The sequence below is a fragment of the Gemmiger formicilis genome (assembly GCF_018784445.1).
In the GTDB taxonomy this organism is placed as follows: domain Bacteria; phylum Bacillota; class Clostridia; order Oscillospirales; family Ruminococcaceae; genus Gemmiger.
In genome coordinates this window covers 1-19,659 of sequence record NZ_WQOH01000045.1, presented here as the reverse complement: position 1 = coordinate 19,659, position 19,659 = coordinate 1, and the positions used below count along the sequence as shown (strand labels likewise).

14 protein-coding genes and 1 rRNA gene are annotated in these 19,659 nt (G+C 61.1%); 4 read left to right on the top strand and 11 right to left on the bottom strand.

Annotated features, from left to right (window positions below; all coding sequences use genetic code 11):
- Positions 1-126 precede the first annotated feature (126 nt).
- Positions 127-1,497 carry a UDP-N-acetylmuramate--L-alanine ligase gene (gene murC, locus GPK89_RS11625; RefSeq protein WP_215693322.1) on the bottom strand — a complete coding sequence of 457 codons (1,371 nt, stop codon included), beginning with the start codon at positions 1,495-1,497 and terminating at the stop codon, positions 127-129.
- Between the two features lie 383 nt (positions 1,498-1,880).
- On the opposite strand from murC, the gene GPK89_RS11620 reads away from it, so the two are divergent.
- Complete coding sequence (locus tag GPK89_RS11620; protein WP_215693321.1) at positions 1,881-3,302, top strand: glycine--tRNA ligase; 1,422 nt, start codon at positions 1,881-1,883, stop codon at positions 3,300-3,302.
- A 67-nt stretch (positions 3,303-3,369) separates the two neighbouring features.
- Here GPK89_RS11620 and GPK89_RS11615 read toward each other — a convergent pair whose 3' ends face one another.
- The 6 genes from GPK89_RS11615 to rlmB form a co-directional block, all read right to left on the bottom strand.
- Positions 3,370-5,436, bottom strand: a complete 2,067-nt coding sequence (locus GPK89_RS11615) for a DUF6311 domain-containing protein (protein WP_215693320.1) — start codon at positions 5,434-5,436, stop codon at positions 3,370-3,372.
- A 12-nt stretch (positions 5,437-5,448) separates the two neighbouring features.
- Positions 5,449-6,330 (bottom strand): aldose 1-epimerase family protein, encoded by an 882-nt coding sequence (locus GPK89_RS11610; protein WP_215693319.1) that lies wholly within the window; start codon positions 6,328-6,330, stop codon positions 5,449-5,451.
- Positions 6,331-6,464: 134 nt separating this feature from the next.
- The gene (locus tag GPK89_RS11605; RefSeq protein ID WP_215693318.1) at positions 6,465-7,331 is read right to left on the bottom strand and encodes a putative manganese transporter; all 867 of its coding nucleotides are present in this window, start codon (positions 7,329-7,331) and stop codon (positions 6,465-6,467) included.
- A gap of 28 nt (positions 7,332-7,359) precedes the next feature.
- Positions 7,360-7,755 (bottom strand): transposase, encoded by a 396-nt coding sequence (locus GPK89_RS11600; protein WP_215693317.1) that lies wholly within the window; start codon positions 7,753-7,755, stop codon positions 7,360-7,362.
- A 24-nt stretch (positions 7,756-7,779) separates the two neighbouring features.
- Positions 7,780-11,370: a hypothetical protein gene (locus GPK89_RS11595; protein WP_215693315.1), complete on the bottom strand. Its 3,591-nt coding sequence runs from the start codon at positions 11,368-11,370 to the stop codon at positions 7,780-7,782.
- A 35-nt stretch (positions 11,371-11,405) separates the two neighbouring features.
- Complete coding sequence (gene rlmB, locus GPK89_RS11590) at positions 11,406-12,206, bottom strand: 23S rRNA (guanosine(2251)-2'-O)-methyltransferase RlmB (protein ID WP_215693313.1); 801 nt, start codon at positions 12,204-12,206, stop codon at positions 11,406-11,408.
- A gap of 585 nt (positions 12,207-12,791) precedes the next feature.
- Between rlmB and fba the strand changes: the two genes are divergently transcribed.
- The 3 genes from fba to GPK89_RS11575 all read left to right on the top strand — a co-directional run bounded on the left by fba (position 12,792) and on the right by GPK89_RS11575 (position 15,220).
- A complete protein-coding gene (fba, locus tag GPK89_RS11585; RefSeq protein WP_215693312.1) occupies positions 12,792-13,655 on the top strand; it encodes a class II fructose-1,6-bisphosphate aldolase in 864 nt (287 codons plus the stop codon).
- A 144-nt stretch (positions 13,656-13,799) separates the two neighbouring features.
- Positions 13,800-14,300 carry an RNA polymerase sigma factor gene (locus GPK89_RS11580; RefSeq protein ID WP_215693310.1) on the top strand — a complete coding sequence of 167 codons (501 nt, stop codon included), beginning with the start codon at positions 13,800-13,802 and terminating at the stop codon, positions 14,298-14,300.
- The gene (locus GPK89_RS11575) at positions 14,297-15,220 is read left to right on the top strand and encodes a zf-HC2 domain-containing protein (RefSeq protein ID WP_215693308.1); all 924 of its coding nucleotides are present in this window, start codon (positions 14,297-14,299) and stop codon (positions 15,218-15,220) included. The genes GPK89_RS11580 and GPK89_RS11575 overlap by 4 nt, the downstream gene beginning before the upstream one ends.
- Positions 15,221-15,237: 17 nt before the next feature.
- Here GPK89_RS11575 and GPK89_RS11570 read toward each other — a convergent pair whose 3' ends face one another.
- The 4 genes from GPK89_RS11570 to rrf form a co-directional block, all read right to left on the bottom strand.
- Complete coding sequence (locus GPK89_RS11570) at positions 15,238-16,104, bottom strand: AAA family ATPase (protein ID WP_215693306.1); 867 nt, start codon at positions 16,102-16,104, stop codon at positions 15,238-15,240.
- Positions 16,105-16,799: 695 nt separating this feature from the next.
- Complete coding sequence (locus tag GPK89_RS11565; RefSeq protein WP_215693304.1) at positions 16,800-18,023, bottom strand: recombinase family protein; 1,224 nt, start codon at positions 18,021-18,023, stop codon at positions 16,800-16,802.
- 176 nt (positions 18,024-18,199) lie between these two features.
- Positions 18,200-19,162, bottom strand: a complete 963-nt coding sequence (locus GPK89_RS11560; RefSeq protein WP_215693302.1) for an alpha/beta hydrolase — start codon at positions 19,160-19,162, stop codon at positions 18,200-18,202.
- A gap of 249 nt (positions 19,163-19,411) precedes the next feature.
- Positions 19,412-19,528, bottom strand: a 5S ribosomal RNA gene (gene rrf / locus GPK89_RS11555).
- Positions 19,529-19,659: the final 131 nt, after the last annotated feature.

Genomic DNA, 19,659 nt, shown 5'->3' with positions numbered 1-19,659 from the left:
CATATGTGTGGCCCGCGGCTTTCCCACAGACAGCCGCTCACCTTACACGACCGGGCCGGGCATGCCCGGCCCCTGCACTCTGTTGCAAAAAACAGGCTGCCCTGCCGGACAGCCTGTCATCAGATTTTATTTTCCTGCCATCATATCGGCGGCCTTGTACAGATCGCCGCAGCTCATGCAGACGACGAGGTCGCCCTTCTTGGCGTTCTGCTTGACCCAGTTTGCAGCGCCTTCCAGGCCATCGACCACAACGCTGCCGGGCAGCTTGGCGGCCAGGTCCTCACTCTTGACCGTGCCGTCGTCCTTCTCGCGGCCGCCCATGATAGGCAGCAGTACGACCTGGTCAGCGGCGCTCAACACCTTGGCGAACTCATCCATCAGCATCTTGGTACGGCTGAAGGTGAAGGGCTGGTGCACGGCAATCACGCGGTCATAGCCCATCTCCTTGGCAGTTGCCAGTGTGGCGGCCAACTCGGTGGGGTGGTGGGCGTAATCATCGACGATGACCGCGCCGTTGCACTCGCCCTTGACCTCAAAACGGCGGCCCGTGCCGTGGAACTGCTCGGCTGCGCGGACGGCATCCTCAGGCTTGAGGCCCAGCGGACGGACGCAGCAACACATGGCCAGGGCATTGTAAATGTTGTGGTAGCCGGGCACGCCCAGCTTGATGTGGGCAAACTGCTCGCCCAGCTCGAGGACGTCGAACTCGAAGAAGCCGGGCTTGTACTCGCCGATGTTGACGGCGCGGAAGCGGGCCTCCTCCTTGATGCCGAAGCTCAGCACCGGGCGGTCGATGGAGTTGACAACATCCATCGTGTTTTTATCGTCCATGTTGAAGACGACCGTGCGGGACAGCAGCGCAAACTTCTGGAACGCGAGCTTGAGCTGACCCATCGTGCCGTAATATTCAAGGTGGTCATTGTCGATGTTCAGGATGACGCCCACCGAGCAGGTCAGCTGCAAAAACGTCTCGTGGTACTCACAGGCCTCAATGACGACGCTCTGGCCGTTGCCGGCCTTGCCATAGCCGCCGATGAGGGGCAGCTTGCCGCCGATGACCGCAGCGGGATCCTTGCCCGCCAGTTCCAGCATGGTGGTGATCATGCCGGTGGTCGTGGTCTTGCCGTGGGTACCGGCCACGCCAATGCTCTGGGAATGGGTGCGGCTGATATAGCCCAGCATAACGCTGCGCTCAATGGCCTTGATGCCGCGGGCGCGGGCGGCCTGCAGCTCGGGGTTGTCGTCGTGGATGGCAGCGCTGTACACGACCAGATCGGCGTTGCCGACATTGGCGGCGTCGTGGCCGATGGAGACGCGCACGCCCAGGGCACGCTCGGCCTCGGTGTTCTTGGTCTCCTCGACGTCAGAGCCGGTGATGGCGTAGCCGCGGCTGTGCAGGATCTGGATCAGCGGATAGGTGCCGGAACCGCCGCAGCCGATAAAATGGATCGTGCGGACGCCTTCCAGCAGCTTGGGGTCATACATACTAAAAACCATAACAGTGGTCACCTCAAAATTTATCCGCTGCCGGGCAGGGCACGCGGCGTATATTACTGGAAACATTATACTATTTCTCTGCAACAAAATAAACACTTTTTTTGAATTCGATGCCAGACCGGGCAATTTTTGGGTAAATGGCACAAATTTAGACCCATAAATTACAGCAATACGTTGATGGTGCAGTTGCAGCGGTCTTTCCGACGCGGCAAAAGGTTTTTGCGTGTCCGATAAACTACGCCGCACCCGCAGACATATTTTTGCTGCAGTGCCTTGTTCCCGCCCGCATGGTATGCTATAATGGTTATATCGCGCCAAATTTATCCGGCGCGGTGGGAATAATCGCTTTGTGTGGCAGCCAGCCATGCGGAAGGAGTAACGTAATGAAGAACAGTGAAAAGACCCTTGACATGATCGTGAACCTGTGCAAGAACCGCGGGTTCATCTATCCGGGCAGCGAAATTTACGGCGGCCTGGCAAACAGCTGGGACTACGGCCCGCTGGGTGTTGAGTTCAAGAACAACGTCAAAAAGGCATGGATGAAGAAGTTCGTGCAGGAAAGCCCCTACAATGTCGGCCTGGACGCCGCCATCCTGATGAACCCCCAGACCTGGGTCACCACCGGCCATGTGTCCAGCTTCTCTGACCCGTTGCTGGACTGCCGCGCCTGCAAGAGCCGTCACCGCGCTGATAAGCTGATCTCCGAGTGTGAGCAGGGCAAGGGCGTGGATGTGGATGCCATGACCTTTGATGAGATGGATGCTTTTATCGCCAGCCATGATGAGGTCGTCTGCCCCGTCTGCGGCAAGCATGACTTTACCCCCATCCGTAAATTCAACCTGATGTTCAAGACCGCCATCGGTGTTACCGAGGATTCCTCCTCCACCTGCTATCTGCGTCCCGAGACCGCGCAGGGCATCTTCGTCAACTTCGCGAACATCCAGCGCACCACCCGCCGCAAGCTGCCCTTCGGCGTCTGCCAGGTGGGCAAGGCGTTCCGCAACGAGATCACCCCGGGCAACTTCACCTTCCGCACCCGCGAGTTTGAGCAGATGGAGTGCGAATTCTTCTGCAAGCCCAACACCGATCTGGAGTGGTTCGCCTACTGGAAGGACTACTGCAAGAACTGGCTGCTGAGCTTGGGGATCAAGGAAGAGAACCTGCGCCTGCGCGACCATGAGCCCGCCGAGCTGGCCTTCTACTCCCGCGCCACCACCGACATTGAGTATGCCTTCCCGTTCACCGACTGGGGCGAGCTGTGGGGCATTGCCGACCGTACCAACTACGACCTGAGCCGCCATCAGGAGGCCTCCGGCAAGTCGCTTGAGTACTTTGACCCCGAGACGAACGAGCATTACATCCCCTATGTTATCGAGCCGTCCCTGGGCTGCGACCGTGTGGCGCTGGCTTTCCTGTGCGAGGCCTACGACGAGCAGCACCTTGTCGATGCCAAGGGCAAGGAGGATGTGCGCACCGTGCTGCATCTGCACCCCTACCTGGCACCGTTCAAGTGCGCCGTGCTGCCCCTGTCCAAAAAGCTGGGCGACAAGGCGATGGAGATCCGCAACGAGCTGGCTAAGGACTTTATGGTGGACTACGACGACGCCGGTTCCATCGGCAAGCGTTACCGCCGCCAGGACGAGATCGGCACCCCGCTGTGCATCACTGTCGATTTCCAGACCGTGGGCGACGACAAGGTTGAGGCCGACGGCTGCGTGACCGTCCGCGACCGCGACACGATGGAGCAGATCCGTATGCCGATTTCCGAGCTGCGCGACTACGTTGCCAAAAAGGTTGCGTTTTAAGTAAGTATTTAAGTAAGTACCGGATAAAAAACTGCCTGCAAATGGAATCGCATTTGCAGGCAGTTTTTTATCCGATTTTTTCTACCGTCACGCTGCTGACGGTGACATTGGCATCGTCCAGAGTATGGACGGCAACGCGCCAGTAGTGGAGCATCTCGGTGGCCGTGAACTCAAAGGTCATTTCGTTGGGGTCAATGCCGGTAAAGTCGATATCGAGCTTGCAGGTTTCCTCGTTGATAAGGCCGTACCGGGCGTAGATGTAGCTGTGGTCAAAGCCGCTGCCGGTCAGCGTCACACGGTAGCGCCCGGGGAACAGCGTCCACTCCTCGGTCATCATCTCACCGTTCATGCCCAGAACAATGCCGTCCGCCGCCAGAAAGAGCGGGTCAACATCCGACTTCGTCAAATCCATCGTGTGGGCGGGCACTTCGGGCGCAGGCTCCTCCTCGATGCCGTCGATGGGCTCGACGCTGCCGATCAGGATGCCATCCAGCCGGTAATAGTGCAGGTCGTAACTGTTCCGCGCCAGCTCGTCCTCGTCGATGAAGGCATAGAGCGTGTCGGCGGCAAGGTCGTTCAGCTCGCCCGGCAGCGTGACCGCGGCCAGGTTGCCGTCCATGTGCGCCATGTAGAAGCTGTTGGACGTCCAGCCGTGGTCGGCGGCAAAATCCACCAGGTCCCAGAACTCGTCATGTTCAAAGTCGAAGCTGGCAAACGCAAGATGACTGTACTTGCCGCTGGCGGCGATGTCCTCCCACACGGGGTCGGTCAGCAGGGTCTTATTCTCGTAGCGGAAGCCGTAGTAGTGGTAGTCCGTCCAGCGGTTGAACAGTTCCCCGCGCTGGCCCCAGCCCTGCGCCACAGCGCAGACGGCCAGCATCAAAGCGGGTACAACGCCCTTTTGCCAAAAGCGCAGCACCAGGCCGCAGGCGGCGACAGCCAGCAGCAGGCCCGCCACCCACGCCAGACGCGCGCAGGAGGAAAACATCGCCCAAAAATCCATCAAGAACCGCGGAATGGGCACGGTGAACAGCGTCTTGCCGCCTACCGTGATGGCGTTGCCGCCCGCAGCCAGCAGGTCGAGTACAAGCACGACAACACCCGCCACGACCCAGTCATGGTGCGCGGTGAAGAACCTCTCCGCTTTGCGCACATTGCAGACCACGCTAAAAATCGCCAGCACAACAGCCAGCACTGCGCCGAGGCCCATGTAGACATTCTGCTCCCAGCTTGGCGCGAGCCACGGCACAAACAGGCCGAGATAGTCCGCGCCGCTTAAATATCCGTTGGAGTAGCCTGCGAAGTTGACGGCAAACGCGCCGAGCAGGAACAGCTCGGCCAGTGCCGCCGCGCAGAATGCGGCAATGGGCAGCAGCACCGCCGCCGGACCGCGCTTTTGCAGGGCGCGGCGCACCGCGTACCCTACCAGCACCAGCCCGACCATGGGCAGGTAATACAGATGGATGCCCGCGCAGAGCAGCCCCATCAGCCCCCAGAGCAGACAGGCGCGGCGGGTCGCAGACATGAGTTCGTCGCTGCGCAGCCAGAGGTAGAGCGCCAGCAATACAAGCCAGGTTCCGGCCAGCGCCTCATGGGCGAAAGTGCGCATCGTCAGCGCCGGGAAGAGCACAAGCACCCCCGCACCCAACACACTGCCCCACAGTTTGGCGGTCTGGCCGGGGCTCATGATGATGGCGATGGCGGCCTTGCTCTTGTCGCCCCGGCCAAATGTGGGCTGCACGCCCGCGATGCGGGCAATGACGGCCTGCGCCAGCCCGCCCTGCATCATGTAGCAGAACAGCCCCCACCAGCCAAAATACTGGAACCGGGTGGGCAGGATGCCGCCCAGCAGCTTAAACAGCAGCGCCGCCAGCGGGAGCGAATCGGTAAACAGGACGCTGGTGCGGAAGGGATAGACTGCGTTGTAGTTCGCGCCGATATACGGCAGATGTACCGGGCTGCGGCGGAACAGCTCCCACCCGAGGTAGTGCTGCGCGGGGTCGGGGCTGGGGTTGTTCAAGATCCAGTCAACGCTGGTGGGGTCCAGCACCCGCACACCGTACAGCAGCAAAAAGATCAGCGCCCCCAGCAGCGCACCGGTGAGGGGCCAGCGATATTTTTTCAGTGTTTTCATCTTTGCCAATTTTTACCGCACAAACGTCGTGGACAGGGTGGTGGACCAGCTTTCACCGCGCTTGAGGGATGCGGCGCAAGGGCGCTGCTCCCATTCGAGGGGACCGTTTTCCTCGCCGGGCAGACTGTGCCAAGGCTCGATGCAGATAAAGTGCAGCGGCTTTTTGGCAGCAGACCAAATCAGCGTGTAGGGGAAGTCCGACACATCGCAGATGACGCTGCGGCCGGTGTCCTTCTCGATGACTGAGACATGGCCGCTGCGCAGGTTGACCATAGCGTGACTGTCGTTGTCAAACAAATCGTCCGTCAGGGGGATGGCCTCGACGTTGCGGGCGAGATAATAGCTCTCGCCGTTGAGCAGGCCGTTGGGCTGGGCGCTGACGCAGAGCGGCGACTCGATGCCGTCAAAGCGAATCTCGTAGTCCTCGGTGACATGGCGGTCATCGAAGGGGAAGGCGAACGCCGGGTGGTAGCCGATGCCGAAACGCAGTTCTTCCTCCACCGGGTTCTCGACGGTCAGGGTGTGGTGGACGGTCTCCCCTTCCAGCGTGAAGGTGGAGCGCAGCACAAAGGCGTAGGGCCATTTAGGGAGCGTTTCGGCGTTGGCGTGCAGCTCAAATTCCAGCAGGGCTTCGGTGTGGTGGGTCATCGTGTGCTCCACATCCCGGGCAAAGCCGTGCTGGCCGCCCGCGTACTCCACGCCCTTAGCAATCATCTTGCCGCCGGTCAGCTTGCCGGTGTAGGGGAACAGAATGGGCGCATGGCGGCCCCAGACAGCGGGGTCGCCCCTCCAGAGCAGTTCAGCCCCGGTGGGCTTGTGGATGACGCTGACAGGCTCCGCGCCGTGGGTATCCACGGTCAGGCGAAGGATGTCGTTTTCAATGCTGTATTGCATAGGGAAGCCTCCTTATAAATATACAAATTGTATAGTATACAGTTTTAAAGTGCGTTTTCACGCGAATGTAGGGCGGGGTGTCCTCACCCCGCCGCGGCGGCATGAGGGCATGCCGCCCTACGCTTGGTGTTATTTTATATCGGCAGTATCTGCAGCAGCATACCCACAGCTGCGCCGATGGCCCAGAGCAGGCCGGTCATGAAAAGGTTCTGCTTCCAGCTGGGGTTCACCCGCCACAGCACGGCCAGGCCCACGCCTGCACCGGCGGTCAGGCCCGCAAACAGACTGCCGAAGCTGATGGCCCCCTGCACGTAGAGCTGGGCCAGCAGCACGCTGACCGCGCAGTTGGGCACAAGGCCGACCAGCGCCGTCAGCATCGGCTGGAAGATGCCCATGCCGGACAGTGCCGCCGTGATGGGTTCCTCACCAAAGCCCTCAAACAGCAGGCTGATGATAAAGCTGAACAGCAGGATAAACACGAAAATTTCCAGCGTGTGGCGCAGAGCCGCCAAAAAGATGCTGCTCGTCTCCTCGTGTTCCTCGTGGCAGTCCACGTCGTCGGCGTGGCCCTCATACCCGCCGTAGAGCGAGTGGGGCAGGATATGGCGCAGCGGGATATCCAGCAGCCAGCCGCCCACGATGGCAAAGGCCACCTTGCAGGCCAGCAGCAGCACCAGCGTCACCCACTGGGACGGCTCAGCCGCCAGCAGGGGGATGGCCTCGTCACTGGTGGCGATGAACACGGCCAGCAGCGTGCCCGGGGTGATGACCCGGCTTGCGTACAGGTTGGAGGCTACCGCGCTGAAGCCGCACTGCGGCACACAGCCCAGCAGCGCACCGGGGATGAACCCCCAGCGCCCGCCGCCTGCGAGGGCACCTTCAATGCTCTCGCCGTGGTGGCGTTCCAGCCATTCGATCAGCAGGTAGGCCAAGTAGAGAAACGGCAGCATTTTTACGCCATCGACCAAGGCGTCCAGAAGGGCGTCTACAAACAATTCCATGAATACCTCTCTATAATGAAACTATGGGTCACTGAAAGCTGCGCAGCAGGCGGACTGCCGGGCGCACAGCCTTATCGGGGATGCGGGCGCGGAACCGCGCCACCGTGCGGGAAGAAAACGGCACCTCGTCGGTGAAATTTTCAAACCCTAAAAAATATTGCAGATAGGGGCTTTCCTGCACCAGCGCCACGACCTCACGGTCCGATACACCGTAGTGCAGCTGGATGATACGGCAGCCCAGCGCCACGCGGGCGGGCAGGGCCACTTTGCCGCCGGGGGCAAACAGTTCGCTGTACGCCTTTTCAAAGCCATCCCAGTCGATGGCGGCGGCCAGCTGCACCCAACGGTTGGCGTTGCACAGTTCCCCATGGTAGGGCGGCAGATAGTCGTAAATCGACATCTGTTTTTCGCGCGCACGGTACATTGGGATTTCCCCTTTCTTTTTACATTAGTAGCGCTGCAGCAGCGGGAAGATCAGCGCCAGCACACACCACGCCGCCTGATACAGCACAATGCCGGGCAGCGGCAGCGTGACAAGGCCGCCGGTCAGGGTCAGCAACACGCCGACCACACAGCTGAGCAGCACACTCACCGTCAGCACGATGGCCGACTTATGCTCGCCCTCGGCTGCGCCGGAGGCGGCCTCCAACCCGCCGACAAAGCTGGCGAAGCTGCCCAGATGGAGCATATTGCCCTCGCTCTCGGGCAGCCAGGCAACCGCCGGGGCCATGGCCTGGTGTTCGGCGCTGGAGAGCACCTTGACCGAACCGGCGGGCAGGCTGTACGCGGTCTCCAGCAGCTTGACGTCGCAGTTGAAATCATCGCAGTCCACCACCAGGGACAGGCCGTTGTGGTGCAGCGTTTCCAGCACGGCGGCGGTGTCGGGGTCGCGCTGGTAGGCTACCTGGAACATGGCAAACAGCTTGCCGGATACAGCCAGGTAGATGACCCGGCGCTGGTTCACAGTATGGTGCTGCTCATATTCCAGGCTGGGGATTTTGATGCCGTAGTCCTGCATCAGGGCGCGGTTGCCCACCAGGACGCGGCGCTTGTTGACCCAGCCCACATAGCCCTTGCCGTAGACCGTCTCACGGTCGTCGACCTTGGCTAGCAGGCTGCGGTTCTCCCCCAGCATATTCATAAAGACGTCCCGCAGGGTGGGTCCGGCCTCGGACAAGATGGAGGCCGCGTAGACGATGGCAGTGTCGATATGCTCGGGCTTGACAGGCTTTATGCCCGCCAGCGTGACGCACCCTACCGGGAAAAGGTCACGCGCCGTGACCTGGATAACATTGATGCGGCCCAGCTGGCGGATGTCGCGCCAGCCTGGGATGACCGCGCCCACCTGGGCAGCGCTGCGCTGCATCATGCGGGCAGGCAGAGCCGAGAGCAGCGTACCGGCCAACGGGGCCGCCAGGCAGAACACACCCGCCATGGCCGTGGCCGCCGTGGCCACGTTCTTGGTGGAAATAACCGTGAAAAGGAACGCCGCCGCGCCGCAGGCCGCCAGCACCCAGGCGAACTGCTGCTGGTTCTTATCACTGGTGCCGTGGGCAGCACTGTTGGTCAAAAAGCTGCGGAAAATTTGGGTCGGGCGGCTGACCAGCACACTGGGGTGCGGCTCGGCCAGGCCCTGGGAGACAGCTTTCAGCGCCCCGGCGTCCTTGAGCCGGTAGGCGACGGAATGCTCGACTTTGGCGCTGACAAGCTGGAAGTTCTCGCTGACCGTGACCGCGTTCAGGCGGCGGCCCACGGCGTTCAGGCAGAGTACCAGCGCTGCCGGGCCGGTCATCATCGGCAGCGTGCCAGTGTAGCCGCCGGTGGCCAGCAGCACAATACACTGGATGGCCGCGCCGAGAGCGGGCAGAATGGCCAGGCTGTCCGGCGTGGGCATCTTGGCAAGGCCCTTGAAGCCGCTCAAAAACGTCTGCCAGTTGGCGACGCAGGCTGCCAGCAGCAGCACGAGCATGACCGCCGGGTAGACGGTGGCATCGTTCAGGGCGGCAGGCCGGGCAGGCAGCACTGCCAGCACGATCATGACCGCTGCGGCCACACCTGCCGCGATACAGCCGATCGTGGCCCGGGTCAGGCGTTTTGCCAGCTCGGCACGCACGGCGGGGGCATCCTCGGCCCGCTCATACTCACGGCTGTGGGGCACAGGAATCTCCGATGTGTCAAACGGCGAGACGGTGTTGTCGTCGCCCTCGTCGGCGGCGGGGCCTGTCAGGCGGGCGGCAGCCTTTTTCACGTCGGCTGCCGTGGGGATGCGGGCGCGGGTGCGGGTGGCACCGGCGTCCTCAGCCAGCGAGGCCGTCAGCCGGGCCGCTGCGGCAGCGTACTGGGCCGCATCCTCTTTTTCACTGTTGATGGCATTTGCAATGTCGCTGACGAAAGCCGAGGTGTTCGGCTCTGCCGGGGCGGGGCCAGCCAGGTCTTGCGTGTAGCCGCTGTGGGCCTGCGCGGGCCGTGCCGGGACAGGCTGCACCATGCCGAGGTTCTGGGTGAACCCGGTGTGGGCAGGCTGTGCAGGAGCGGGCTGCGGGGCCGGGGCAACCGGGGTCAGCTTGATGCGCCCGGTCAGCGTATCGACAAGGGTATCCACATCGTCGCGCTGGCGGTGGGGCAGCAGCCGTTCGCCGGTCTCCTCGATGGCCTCTCGGGACTGGTCGCCGATGACGAGGGTGTCGTCGTAGGCGTCCTCTTCCGATTCCGGCTGCTTCGGCTGCGGGGCCGGGGCAGGCCGGGGCGCTGGGGCAGGCTGCGCAGCCGGGCGGGGACGGCGCACGGCGTTGTAAGCGCTCATGAATTCCTGGGTGCTGTCCACCGGCTTGGCGTCCAGCGCGTCCATCTGCATCGTGAAGCCGGTGGAGACCGGCGGCTGGGCAGGCTGATTGCGGGGCGTCTCGATGGGTTCGCCCACCGGCTCGCCGACATGCTGCGGCATCGGCTGGGGCGGCGGGGTCGTCTGTATCTTCTGGCCGGGGGTAAACTCGACCGTGTTGCGCTTTTTGCGGTAGATCGTGCCGGTCGCGCCGCTGTTAGACGGCGGCGCGGGGTGCTGCTGGGCGCAGCCCACCGTGCTCTGGATGCGCTCCAGCGTTCGGCTTTCGGTTTCCTCGGCGGCGCGGCGGGCCGGGCGGGTGTACTTGCTGCGCCAGACCTCCTGGGTGGAGGTATCCTCCGCCGGGGCGGGCTGCGTCACCGCCGGGCGGGAGAGCGTCGGTTCCTCCACGCGTTCCTCGGGGATCATCAGTTCCTCGGTCTCCCCTTCCCCGCCGAACAGGCCGCCGAAAAAGCCGTGCTTTTTGGCTGCGGGCTGGCGGGCGGGAGCGGGTTCCTCGTCGGGGTAGTATTCCTCCTGCGCGGGCGGTTCGGGCGTGGGCTGCTTGGGCGCAGTGCTGCCGCCGCCTAACGAGACATTGATGGGCACAAATTCCCCGGTGTCGTCGGCGTATTTCATACCGAAGAGGCCGTGCTTTTTCTTGCCCGGCTCCCGCAGGCGGCCCTTTTCATCGGGCACGACCGCGACGGAGTTTTTGAAGAATTTCTGGAACTGGTTTTTGCCCAGGTTCAGCGCGTCGCTGTCGGCGTTGCTGCCCTCCGGGGCCATCTTGACCAGAAAGCCCTTGATGATGCCGGTGCCGGTCGTGTCGCCGCTGAAGGTCGTCGTGCCGGTGTCCGCCATCGGCAGGTTCTGCCGGGGCGGCTGGGTCGCCGGGGCGGCTGGTCGTGTCTGCGGGGCCGTCGGCTGGGGCGCAGGCTGCACAGGGCGCGGGGCCGAGGCGGCCTGCCTTGGCTGCGGGGCGGCCTGGCTCGGCGCAGGGCCGGGGTCGTTCAGCAGGGCGCCCAGGTCGCCGTCCGCCTCAAAGGCAAAGCCGCCCTGGACCGGCTGTGCAGGCGCGGTGGAAATGCCGACGCTGCGCAAAATCTCATCGACCTGGTGGTCGGTGACACTGTCCCGCAGCCCGGCCTGCGCCTGCTGTATATTCAGGTCTTCCAGAATACGGTCAACCGAATCATTGGTACGTTTGCTTGGCATGGTGATTCCTCTTTGTAAAAGGATGAACTTCGTTTTTACTTCTTCGCAATCCGTCTGCGCATCACATCATAGCACAGGATGCCGGCGGCGACGCTGACGTTGTAGCTGTCCACGCCGGTCGCCTGGCCGGGGGCCATTTCCAGCGTCACAGCAGCGTCACACAGCTTGCGGGTCAAGGCACCGGGGCCGCCGCCCTCGCTGCCCAGAACCAGCGCCACAGGGCCGGACAGATCGGTCTTGGCCAGCGGGGCACCGCCCAGGTCTGCGCAGTAGACAAAGATATTATGCTCTTTGATCGTGCGGATGGCCTGCGCCAGATTGGGCACCCGGGCGATGGGCAGCCGCGCGGCAGCCCCGGCGCTGGCCTTCATGACCGTGCCTGTCACGCCGACGCCGCCCCGCTTGGGGATGACCACGCCGTGCGCACCGCACAGGTAAGCCGAGCGCACGATAGCACCCAGGTTGTGCGGGTCCTCGACACCGTCACACAGCACCAAAAACGGCTGCTCGCCTTTCGCGTCGGCGGCCTTGAGCAGATCGTCCAGGTTCGCGTATTCGACCTCGGCTGCGCGGGCAGCCACGCCCTGGTGGTCCGGCGTGCCGCACATCTTCTGCAATTTGTTGGCGGGCACGCGCTTGACGACCGCGCCGCTCTCCTTGGACAGGGCGGTGTAATAGCCCGCCACCGCCTGGGGCATCGTGTCAGTCAGGTAGACCGTGTCCACCGCACCGCCGCTTTTCAGCAGCTCAGTCACGGCATTTTTGCCCCATACCAGGGTGTCGGTGCGTTCAGCACGGTCGGGTGCCAGTTCGCGGTCGCGGGCGATTTTTTCCATAGTGTCCTCCATCTGTATCGTAAAAAGCCGACAGTTATCGACTATGCTCTATAATCAGATAACAGTATAGCACACTCAGGGGGGCTTTGTCATCTTTTTTTGCGCCATTTGCGGCCCGCCGGGCGCATTTTTACAACTTTGCCGCCCGAAATACACCAAAAGTGCAAATCGTTTTTGCGCCTTGTCGAAACATCGCTGTTTATACAAAGCGTAGAGCCAACCGGGTTTTCCACCTGTTGAAAACTCTGTGGAAAGTGTTAAAAATCTGCTTTACGATGGGCTTTTCCACCATTTCAACCAAGTTTTCAACAATCACAGTGGAGAAATTTTCCACATAACAGCCCGGATAAACCCGGTTGTCAACCTGGAATAACGCTGATTTTTAAGGCGAAACCTCTGGTTTTCCTTACAAAATTTACAAAAACTGCACAAAATCCGTGCATTCTTTCCGGTTGTGACAAAAGTACATCTTCCACCGCGAAAAAACCTGTTGATTTTTTGTCAAAGTCGGGTTATAATAGACTTGATGGCGCACCGGACCTCGGTACGTCACTACTGATAACGTTTTACGTGGAGGTATGTTCTATGCTGGTAAATGCTACCAATATGCTGCTGAAGGCCCGCGATGGTCATTACGCAGTCGGTCAGTTCAACATCAATAACCTGGAGTGGACCAAGAGTGTCCTGCTCACCGCACAGGAGATGAACTCTCCCGTCATCCTCGGTGTTTCTGAGGGTGCTGGCAAATATATGACCGGTTTCAAGACCGTGGCCGCCATGGTCAAGGCCATGGACGAGAGCCTGGGCATCACCGTTCCCGTTGCTCTGCATCTGGACCACGGCACCTATGAGGGCGCTAAGGCCTGCGTCGCCGCCGGCTTCACCTCCATCATGTTCGACGGCAGCCACTACTCCATCGACGAGAACGTCGCCAAGACCACCGAGCTGGTCGCCCTGGCCCATGACCACGGCCTGTCCATCGAGGCTGAGGTCGGCTCCATCGGCGGCGAGGAGGACGGCGTCATCGGTATGGGCGAGGTTGCTGACCCCGCTGAGTGCGCCAAGATCGCATCCCTGGGCATCGATTTCCTGGCTGCCGGTATCGGCAACATCCACGGCAAGTACCCCGCCAACTGGAAGGGCCTGGATTTCGTCGCGCTGGACAAGATCCACAACGCCACCGACAACATTCCTCTGGTCCTGCACGGCGGCACGGGCATTCCTGACGAGATGATCAAGAAGGCCATCTCCCTGGGCGTCTCCAAGATCAACGTCAACACCGAGTGCCAGCTGAGCTTTGCCGATGCTACCCGCAAGTACATCGAGGCCGGCAAGGATCTCGAGGGCAAGGGCTTCGATCCCCGCAAGCTGCTCGCCCCCGGCGCCGAGGCCATCAAGGCTACCGTCCGCGAGAAGATCGAGTTGTTCGGCTCTGCCAACAAGGCTTGATTTTTCAGCTGCCTGAAATAAGCATTTCGCCCGCAGGTGTGGTTTTCCACCACGCCTGCGGGCGTTTTTATTTTTGTGCGGCTTGTAATATTTTGCCGCTTTGTGTACTCTAATGATATAAGAGCAGAAAGGGGGGCGCACCATATGAATATACCCGAGTTGGATGAACTGTACGCCCTCTACCGCGCCGACCTGTACCGCTATCTCTGCCGCCTGACCCGCGACTCCGCCGCGGCGGAAGACCTGTTGAGCGAGACATTCCTGCGGGCGCTGAAGGGCGCGGTGACGTTCCGTGGCGAAAGCGGCGTCAAGACCTGGCTCTTCACGATTGCCCGAAACGCCTGGTGCGAAAGCCTGCGGCGGCAGCACCCCACCGTCAGCACCGACGAACTGGTGACCGCGCAATACTTGGCCGATGACACCCTGCATACCCACACTGAGACCCGCGCCCTGCTGCACCGCGTGCGCGAACTGCTGGACGGCTACGGCGACCGCCCCCGGGACATTGTACTGCTGCGGGCGCAAGGGTACAGCTACGCCGAGATTGCCGCGCGGCTGGACATTACCGAAAACTCCGCCCGAGTGATTGAACACCGCACCCGCGCCCGGCTGCGTGCGGATTTGACGAAGGAGGGATACGAATGACGCCCGAGAAAATTTCCTGCGGCATTTGCCGCGATTTGCTGCCGCTGGTGCTGGACGGTGTGGCCGCCCCCGAGAGTGAAGCCGCCGTGCGTGCCCATCTGGCCGCCTGCCCCGAATGCCGCGCGGTGTGGCAGGCCGAATGCGGGGATACGCCCTCCCCCGCCCCGGATACCCTCCCGGATGATGCAAGAATTCTGTGCAGACTGCGGCGGCGCGTTCGCGGCTGGCTGGCACTGGCTTTGGCGGCGGCGCTGCTTGTTGCGCTGTTTGCCTACACAGTCAACGGCGACCCCATCAGCGGTGCGTGGGCGCAGCAACGGGCCATCCGCTATGCTGAGCAGCGTTTTCCCGGCCAGACCTTTACCGCGCCGAAGGGCAGCTGGTATTCCTACTACTTCAATTATTCGGTCGAGGTGCAATCCGACCAAAGCCCTGATACCCATTTCACAGTGGAGACGCGCAAGTGGCTGTGGCTGGATGACTACGGCACCACCGACGCTGTGACCAACGGCGTGACCGCCCGTCAGCGGATGGAACAAGCGTTGACCGACAAGGCCCAGCGGATGTTTGACGCTCTGAGCGACCGGTCGGATTTGGACGGCACCCTCCAAGTGGAACTCTGCGTAGAGCCAGACGCGGACAGCAGCAGCGGCTATGCCCCACATGCGGAACATTACAGCGATGTGATTTATCTTGATGCCCCGATGGATGAAGCGATTCTGGACAAAGTTCCCTCCTGTCTTACCCTCACCATTTTCTGGCCGACGGCGGCGACGGAGACGGATGTGCAGACGGTTTTGCGGGAGGTCAAACAGCTGATGGAGCAGTCCGATTTGCCGATGACCTACTACCACGTCACCCTCCTTGGCAGCGACGGCATTGTGGGTTCCGGCGTGGTTGCGGCAAATGCTGTTGGCTGAATTTTCCACCAGACGCTCTATGCAAACTCATCCCTATGCGCCTGGAAAAACTCCCACGTCGCCCTTACATTCTCCAATTCCGTCCACTTCCGTGTTGTGACAGGCTCGGCATCCAAATCATACACCCGCGCCCCAGGCATGGCCAGCAAAAACGGCGAGTGGGTCGCGATGACAAATTGGCAGTTATAAAACCGCGCCGAATCATGCAAAAACTGCGCCAATTCCAACTGTCGCGCGGGCGAAAGACTGTTTTCCGGCTCGTCCAGCAAGTAGAGCGCGTTCTCGCGGATGCGCTCACTGAACACTGCCAGCGCACTTTCGCCGTTGGAGCGGGTGCGCACATTGGCGGGCAGCGTGCGGCGGGCCATCTGGGACTGGCTGTACCGCCGCGCTGCGCTGACCTGCTTGAGCCGGTCATAGTCCTGCATACCGTGCATCTGGAACTTTTCGCACCGCAGCGAATTATAATCTGCAAACATCTGTTCGCGGCGCATATCTACGCCGTCATTCAGCGCCCGCAGGTCCAGCATATAGTCAAACACATCATCACTCGTCAGAATCAGGCTGCCTGCCGGCACCGGGCGCATTGTGCGCGGCTCACACAGGCGCACGTAATCGTCAAAGAACGGCGTGCGGTTGTACTCTGCCCGGCGATGCAGCCGCAATGCGTCGGCCATCACATTTAACAGTGTCGTCTTGCCGCTGCCATTGCCGCCGTACAAAATCGTGATTTCCAGAAAATCCAGCTCCGGCAGCGTGCGGCCCTCAAACAGCCCGAACGGATAATAGGAATCATAACATGTCTGCTTTGCCCGCCAGCTGTTCGCCATGTAGTTGGCCTCCTGTGCTGCATCGGGGAACCGAAACCCGGAAAGATAAATCATGCGCCCGCCTCCTTTTCCCCTATTGTAGCACGTTTTCGCGCCGCTGCATAGCGTGGGACAGGAGGTGTTTTGCTATGGCCAATGGCAGTATCCAAATTTACACATCGGCGGGGCAGGCGGCCCCGCTGGCCGGTGTCGCCCTGACCGTGCTGGACGAGAACGGCGCGGCGCTCGCCCACCTGACGGCCGACGCGGACGGCTTTGCCGAAGTCTCCGACCTGCCCGCCCCCGACGCCGCGTACAGTCTGGACGAGGCCAACTCAGCGGTGCGCCCCTACGCGATTTACAGCGTAGAGACCGTACTGGACGGCTGGCAAACGGTCGTGCTGAACGGCGTGCAGGTCTTTGACGGCCAACAGACCGTGGCCCGGCTGTCGCTTTTGCCCAACGGCGGCATCCCCAGCGCCGCACGGGCAGCGGGCGGCGAGACGGATCCTGATGTCATCACCATCCCGCCCCACACGCTGTTTGCCGGGGACGGCGGCAGCGGCCCGGCACCGGAGGAACTCTTGCCCGGCAACGTCCTGACCCGGGTCGTCGTGCCGAAAAAAATCACGGTGCATCTGGGGAAGCCATCCGCCAACGTCAGAAATGTGACGGTCAATTTTCAGTCCTACATCGCCAACGTCGCGTCCAGTGAGGTCTACCCTACCTGGGATGGCGTTCCCGCCACACAGTACGGTATTACACGGCCGTTAAAAGCGCCAGACTATTTTTATCGTGCGTTGGTCGTTTTCTGGCGGGCTGACGATAATCGTTTGTATCAGGGCGTGCACCAGGGCATAGGTCAGCGGCTGGGGTGTATAGGTTTGCAGTTTGGACTGCACCAGCTTTTCTAAGTCGTGCATGGGCAGATATGGCTGCCCCGGACAGGCCGCGCGGCTCTTGGCCGCTGTGCAACAGCGGTAGTAACGGCGCGGGCCGCTGCCGGTCAGTTCCATCTTTCCGCCGCACATACCGCACCGGACAAGCCCCGCCAGTGGGTGTTGTGTTTCTCCGTGTGCGACACGGCTGCGGGCTGCCAGCTGCTTTTGCACGGCCGCAAAGCGCCGTCGGCTGATGATGCCCTCGTGGGTGCCCGGTACGATGATCCACTCGTCGCGGGGCAGCCGGATGGCCTTTTTTGATTTGTAGTTGAGCTTGCGCACGCGCCCTTGCTCCATGTCGCCGACATAGGTGCTGTTGGACAGGATGCGCCGCACAGTTGCCTTGCTCCACAGTGTTGGCTTTGCGGCGGGTTGGCCGCTTTGCGCTGCGCGGTAAACGGACGGCGGGGGGATGGCTTCGGCGTTCAATGTTTGCGCGATCTTTCCCGCGCCAGCCCCCTGCACATACAGGGCAAAGATACGCCGCACCACCGCCGCTGCGGGCGGGTCGATAACCAGCCGGTTGTGGTCGGCGGGGTCTTTGCGGTAGCCGTACAGCGCAAAACTGGCAATGTAGCACCCGCTGTGCCGCTTGTGGTCCAGCACAGCCCGCACATTGCCGGATAAATCTTCAAGATACCACTCGTTGATAAGGCCGTTGATCTGCCGCGCCTTTTTCCCGGCCGGGTCGCAGGTATCCACATGATCCAGCACGGCGATAAATCGCACGCCCCACTCGGGGAACAGGCCGTGCAGATAACGCTCCACCAGCTCCATATCGCGGGTAAAGCGGGACTGCGTTTTGGCTAGGATGACCTCAAATTTCCCCTGCCGCGCGTCGTTTAGCATGGCGTTGAACCCCGGCCGCGCCCGGTCGATGCCTGAGTAGTCTTCATCGGTGTAGACGTTGTAAACATGGTAGCCGTGCGTCGCCGCCCAGTCCAGCAGCAGTGCCCGCTGATTGCGGATACTCTCGGACTCCGCCGCGGCTTTGTCCTCGTCCTCCTTGCTCAGGCGGCAGTATACCGCCGCCCACCCCTTACGCGGGAGCATTTTCTGCCTGCCGCAGAAGCTGCGCCAGCGCCGCACGGTGTTCCGTTTCATTTGGGTGCAAGAATTTTTCTATGACGATATATTCCATCTGTACTCCCTCCCTCTGCTGCATTGTACGCCGGGGCGCGGCACGGTAACACAAAAACGGCGCAACCCGCAGGCCGCGCCGTTTTGCATCAGTTCATATAAGGTTCAAGGAACGCAAACACGGTATCCCAGTACGTGCCACCCAGCGCGTAAAGTGCCTCACCGTGCCCCGCGCCCTCTGCGGTCAACTCCGCTTTGTTGTCCCCGGGCTTTGCGTTGTAAAGCGCATCCATCATCTCATAGGGGATAAAATCATCTGCCGTACCATGAATGAAAAGCATTGGCTTCTCGCAGTGCGCCACCTGCTGAAGCGCACTGGCCTCGGTAAAGCTGTACCCCGCCTGCAGCTTTGCCACAGCGCTGGCCGTGTACAGGATCGGAAATTCCGGCAACCCGAACCGCAGCTGCAGCTCGCTGGAAAAAACATCCCAGACGCTTGTGTACCCGCAATCCTCGACAAACGCCTTCACGGCGTCGGGCGTGGTTTCACCCGCAGTCATCATCGTGGTGGCTGCGCCCATTGAAATGCCATGAATGACGATTTCTGCCTGCGGGTCGCGCACCGTGATATAGTCGATCCACTGCAAGATATCCTCGCGGTCGAGCCAGCCCATGCCCACATAGCTGCCTTCGCTTTCACCGCAGGCGCGCAGATCCGGTGCAATGACCTGGTAGCCAGCCTCATAGTAAGGTTCTGCCAGGCACAGCGCCCCGGTGTAGTCTCCGCGGTAGCCGTGCAGCACAATGGCCCAGCGGTGGCTGTCTGCGTCCGCATGGGTGTAGCAGACACCGTGCAGCGTTAGTCCATCTTGGGAAGTGATCGCCAGGTTTTCCCCGGGATTTTCCTGTGTGAAAGCGTCAATTTTTCCCTTACACTGCGCTTTATTCGCTGCAATGACTGCCTCCACGCTGTCCGGCGAGGCTTCCACTTCCAGCGCCACATCACGGTCGCCGCCGCTGCCGCTGCGGCCAATGGCATAATTCACCAGATACACGCTGACCGCCAGCAGCACCGCCGCCAATACGACAGCAACGACTGTAACCGCCGCCATAACTTTCTTTTTAAAATTTGTTTTTACTTTCAATCTGCCCATACCTTTCAATGATTACTCAACAATACGTGTTAGTATACTGCATCATTATTGATTTGTCAACAATGCAGGCACAAAATATAGTCCACCCGGCCACTTCGCCGTTATTGCAATTTAAAACCGAAGGCCGGGCAGACCCGGCCCCTGCAGCGCCATAACAAACAAAAAGGCCCTGCTCATCACTAGGATGAACAGGGCCTTTTTACGAGAAGCCGGCATCTACCTATTTTCACAGGCCGTTTCCAGCCAACTATCTTCGGCACAAGTGAGCTTAACTTCTGTGTTCGGAATGGGAACAGGTGGAACCTCACCGTCATCGACACCGGCCAACGCGTGACCTTCGTCATGCTCCTCTTTTTGTTTAGGATAACACTTTCGTGCTACCCTGTCAAGGGATGTACCCTCAAAACTGAATATCGAACCGCTTTTGCAAATAGAGTATCTGATCAAGATGGGGT